This is a genomic window from Flavobacterium sp. (assembly GCF_965657075.1).
Taxonomy (GTDB): domain Bacteria; phylum Bacteroidota; class Bacteroidia; order Flavobacteriales; family Flavobacteriaceae; genus Flavobacterium.
The window spans coordinates 1-4,854 of sequence record NZ_CBFHMV010000045.1; the positions used below are offsets into that span (position 1 = coordinate 1).

General features: G+C 31.0%; 4 protein-coding genes and 1 pseudogene. 4 read left to right on the plus strand and 1 reads right to left on the minus strand.

Going from position 1 to position 4,854, the window contains the following annotated elements:
• Window positions 1–330, plus strand: a pseudogene (locus ACTF56_RS12775) (ABC transporter substrate-binding protein); the annotation flags it as partial.
• 17 nt (window positions 331–347) lie between these two features.
• A complete protein-coding gene (locus ACTF56_RS12780; protein WP_438967297.1) occupies window positions 348–1,280 on the plus strand; it encodes a transglutaminase domain-containing protein in 933 nt (310 codons plus the stop codon).
• A 39-nt stretch (window positions 1,281–1,319) separates the two neighbouring features.
• Here the strand turns inward: ACTF56_RS12780 and ung are convergent, their stop codons facing one another.
• Window positions 1,320–1,991, minus strand: a complete 672-nt coding sequence (ung, locus tag ACTF56_RS12785; RefSeq protein WP_438967298.1) for a uracil-DNA glycosylase — start codon at window positions 1,989–1,991, stop codon at window positions 1,320–1,322.
• Between the two features lie 82 nt (window positions 1,992–2,073).
• On the opposite strand from ung, the gene ACTF56_RS12790 reads away from it, so the two are divergent.
• Both ACTF56_RS12790 and ACTF56_RS12795 read left to right on the plus strand, forming a co-directional pair.
• Complete coding sequence (locus ACTF56_RS12790) at window positions 2,074–4,242, plus strand: endonuclease MutS2 (protein ID WP_438967299.1); 2,169 nt, start codon at window positions 2,074–2,076, stop codon at window positions 4,240–4,242.
• Between the two features lie 132 nt (window positions 4,243–4,374).
• Window positions 4,375–4,782 (plus strand): thiol-disulfide oxidoreductase DCC family protein, encoded by a 408-nt coding sequence (locus tag ACTF56_RS12795; protein ID WP_438967300.1) that lies wholly within the window; start codon window positions 4,375–4,377, stop codon window positions 4,780–4,782.
• The last annotated feature ends 72 nt before the right edge of the window (window positions 4,783–4,854 follow it).

Here is a 4,854-nt window from a genome sequence, read left to right on the forward strand (position 1 = left end):
AGACGAATTGCAGATTGCCCTACTCCATGGCCCTGTTTTGTAATTGCAGTCAGAAATGAAGTCTTGGAACAACAACCAAAATCTATTGCTCAAATTCTAGAAATAATCAATCTAACTACTCAGGAATTCAAAATGATTCCGAGTATCGACAAAACTTTAGCTTCCAAATACAATCAAAAATTAGAAGATATTCAAGAATGGTTGTCTATTACCTATTGGTCACAAAAGAATTTAGAAGTGGAAACGTTAAACAAAATTCAAAATCAATTGTTTGACCTTAAAATTATAGATAAAAAAGGTACTTTTGCTGAAATTGTTAAAGCGTTGTAGCTTTACTTTTTAAAAGTATGATAGAAAAAATAAAGCATTTTTATAAACAATTACGACCTTACCTTCACTTGAAAAAGCCGTGGGATGCTATTATTATTTTTGTTTTAAATGTTCTAATTGCCATACCTTTATTCATCATCATTCATCAAAACTTAATGGATTTAAATTGGCCTTATCAAACCGATAGAATTCTAATTTTTGTTATTTTAATCACAATTATTCAATTGATTTTGAATGCTTTAAAAAGGATTACTTTAATTAGTATTTTACTATATTTATTTTCCTTAATTTATGGAACATTGGTAGGAAATTATGGTTTCAATCGGGTTTTTGAAGACTACAGAGCCATGATTTTTGCCATGCAACAAAACCCTAATCCACAAGATATTATTGTTTCTAAATTATTGCCTTTTCCCAACAAAACCAGAGTTTTAAAAGCTATAGAATTTACCAATCCAAAAGTGAGAAACTTTGCACTTTATGCCACTACAAAACATTTTTCTGACTTTAAAACCAATGAAAAAAACAGAAAATTAGTACAGTGTTTTGCGGTGTTTAAAGAAATAAAAACCAGATTTAATTACGTAAATGACCCAAAAGGACGTGAGTATATTGCCAAAGCTAGCGAAACATTAGAGCACTTTTCAGGAGATTGTGATGACCATGCTATTCTTATGGCAGCAAGTATAAGGGCTATTGGAGGTACACCAAGGTTAATTCATACGGGTGGACATATTTATCCCGAAATGCTAATTGGCAATAATGCCGAACTTGAAATGGCTATCCTATTGATCAAAGACAAACTGTTTGTAAAAGAAAGTGCTGACAAACAAATTCATTACCATATTGATGAAAGAGGTCAAATTTGGTTAAACCTGGATTATACAGCACGTTATCCTGGAGGACCTTTTATGAGTGAAGAAATTTTAGGACAATTGACTTTGGATTAGTTTCAACTGATTTCTACTTGTTTTATAGCAACAGTGATATTAAAACCATTCAATTGGCTTCTTACCTATTTGCTTTAAATACTCATTAGTTTGACTAAAATGCTTATTTCCAAACCATTTACCTTGATTGGCACTCATAGGGGAAGGATGTCCACTCGTTAACACTAAATGTTTGGTTGAGTCAATCTTAGCTCCTTTTTTATGAGCAAAAGCACCCCAAAGTAAAAAAACCACATGCTCTTTTTCTTCTGAAATCAATCGTATTACTTCATCTGTAAAAACATTCCATTTCAAATGTTTGTGACTATTGGGACTATCTTTTCTAACCGTTAAAGAGGCATTCAATAATAAAACACCTTGGGCAGCCCAATGTTGTAAATTGCCGTTATTTGGCATAAAAACCGAATCTAAATCAGAAGCAATTTCCCTGTAAATGTTTCTTAAAGATGGTGGAATTTTTACATCATTATGCACCGAAAAAGACAATCCATTTGCTTCTCCTTCACCATGATAAGGATCTTGACCAATGATTACTACTTTGACATCTTCAAACGAACAGGAATTGAAAGCATTAAAAATCAATTCTTTTGGTGGAAAACAAGTATGTTCTTGATATTCTTCGGTCACTTGAAGCATTAATGTTTTGAAATAGGGCTTATCAAACTCGCTTTGAAGTTTTTCTTGCCAAGAAGGAGAAATATCGATTAACATTACTTAAATTTTACCAAAAATATGAATTTTAGAATAAATTACATTTGAAACTTTGTAACTTTGAACTTTCGCAAATAAAACAATGATTTCAATAAGCAATAAAACCCTTCAAGACTTAGAATTTACAACCATTTTGGAAACCATTTCAGAGAAATGCAACACCGAAATTGGGATGCAAAAAGCCTTAGAAATAACGCCCTTCAAAGACAAAGAAACTTTGATGGACAACTTGTTACAAACGTCCGAATATGTTGCTTCTTTCAGTAATAACAATACCATTCCAAATCATGGTTTTGAAAACATTACAAAAGATATTAAATTTCTTCAAATTGAAGACAGTTTTTTGGAAGTCGCAACGTTTAGAAAAATAGCCCAACTATCAGAAACTACGAACTTCTTATTGAAATTCTTTCTAAAGTTTGAAGATTATTATCCCAAGTTGAATCAAAAAGCATCACGTGTTGAATATACTAAATATATAGTTCAAAAAATTGATGAAGTAGTCGACAAATATGGTGAAATTAAAGACAATGCCTCACCAGATTTGGTTAACATTCGTCGTGATATCAATTTGGTCAGAGGAAAAGTAAATCAGAGTTTCGGAATGGCTTTAAGTCAATACAATGCTCTGGGTTATTTGGATGATATTCGTGAAACAGTAGTTGAAAATCGTAGAGTTTTAGCCGTGTTAGCCATGTATCGCAAAAAAGTTAAAGGTTCTATTTTAGGAAGTTCCAAAACAGGAAGTATTGCCTACATTGAACCTGAAGCGACTTTAAGATATTCAAGAGAATTGAGCAATTTGGCCTACGAAGAACGCGAAGAAATTCAACGTATTCTTAAAAAATTAAGTTGGGAAATTCGTCCGTTTACCAATTTATTATTTCAATATCAGGACTTTTTAAGTGATATTGATGTCATTGCTGCAAAAGCCAAATATGCTAATAAATTGAATGCCATTCTACCTGAAATTACCGAAGAAAAGCATTTGTTTTTCCGTGAAGCATATCATCCGATTTTATATTTAAATAATAAAGCCAAAAATCAAGTTACATTTCCGCAAACTATTGAACTAGAAAGTAATAACCGTATCATTGTAATTTCTGGTCCAAATGCTGGTGGAAAAACGATTTCCTTAAAAACAATTGGTTTACTACAATTGATGTTGCAAAGTGGCATGTTAATTCCTGTACATGAAAGAAGTAAAACCTTCTTGTTTGATAGAATTTTAACCGATATTGGAGACAATCAATCTATTGAAAATCACTTAAGTACGTATAGTTATCGTCTTAAGAATATGAATCAATTCTTAAAGAAATGCAATGATAAAACATTGTTCTTGATTGATGAATTTGGAACAGGTTCTGATCCAGAGTTAGGAGGAGCTTTAGCTGAAACCTTTTTAGAAGAGTTTTATCACAGAGAAGCTTTCGGAATCATCACTACACATTACACCAATTTGAAGATACTAGCCAACGAACTCCCTTTTGCAACCAATGCAAACATGCTTTTTGATGAAAAGTCGTTGGAACCTTTATATAAATTGCATTTGGGTCAAGCTGGAAGTTCATTTACATTTGAAGTGGCACAAAAAAATGGCATTCCGTTTGGATTAATTAATCGTGCCAAAAAGAAAATCGAAAAAGGCAAAGTTCGTTTTGACAAAACCATAGCGACTTTACAAAAAGAGCGTTCAAAATTGGAAAAAACTTCTAATACATTAAAAGAAGAAGAATCCAAAGCTCGCGAAGAAAGTAAGAAAATGGAAAGTATTAACGCTAAAATTCAAGATAAATTAGAGCGCTATCAAGAATTATATGATGCCAACCAACGTTTGATTTATATGGGTCAAAAAATTGATGATATTGCAGATAAATACTTCAATAACAAGGACAAAAAGACTTTAATTGGTGACTTTTTAAAACTAGTTGAAATAGAAAATTCAAAACGAAAAAAAGCTAGTGCTAAAGAGAAAAAAGCGGCAGAAATAGTTAAGAAAGAAATCATCAAAGAGGTTGAAGTCAAAGTAGAAAAGATAAGAGTTGAAAAGAAAGAGAAGAAAATAAAAGCCAAACAAGAAGAAGAAAATAAACCACAAGTTGTTTTAAAAGTGGGTGATCGAGTTCGCATGAAAGAAGGAAGAGCTATTGGCACCATTGACGTAATTGAAAAGACAAAAGCAACAGTGAATTATGGTGTTTTCACTTCAAAAGTTAGTTTAAGTGAGTTGGAATATGTACAACCTGCATAGAGTATTAGATTTTCAGGTTGCTAGAATTTTAGAAGTCTCTAAGATAGTTATAAAGTAAATATCAAAATATCTAATTATCCAATAATCTAAATATCTAATAAAATAATCGATTAAATGAATCAAATTCAAAATATAGAAGATTTACCAGCAAATAAAAAAATAATCCTTTTTGATGGGGTTTGCAATTTATGTGATAAATCAGTACAACTTATATTAAAAAATGATAAAAATGATGTTTTTAGATTTGTAGCTTTACAATCTGAGCTAGGTGAAAAAATAATAAAACACATTGGAATTAATCACAACAAAACAGATTCAATAATTTTATACCTTCCAGGTAATGCCTATTATTATAAATCGCAAGCTGCCTTAAAAATTGCTAAAGACATGGGTGGAATATATAATTTTTTAAGTTTATTTACCTATTTACCAATTGCATTAACCGACAGCGTTTATGATTTTATTGCCAAAAACAGATACAAATGGTACGGTAAAAAAGACCAATGCATGATTCCCTCTAAAGAAATACTTAATAAATGACTAGTCCTAAATAATCGATACAGATTATTAAACAAAATTAATTAATTAAACACTTGCAAAAACGTTTTTGCA

Bases quoted from the DNA above. Each gene is read 5' to 3' on its own strand.
- ACTF56_RS12780 (WP_438967297.1), top strand. From the start codon at position 348: ATGATAGAAAAAATAAAGCATTTTTATAAACAATTACGACCTTACCTT.
- ACTF56_RS12790 (WP_438967299.1), top strand. From the start codon at position 2,074: ATGATTTCAATAAGCAATAAAACCCTTCAAGACTTAGAATTTACAACC.
- ung (WP_438967298.1), bottom strand. From the start codon at position 1,991: ATGTTAATCGATATTTCTCCTTCTTGGCAAGAAAAACTTCAAAGCGAG.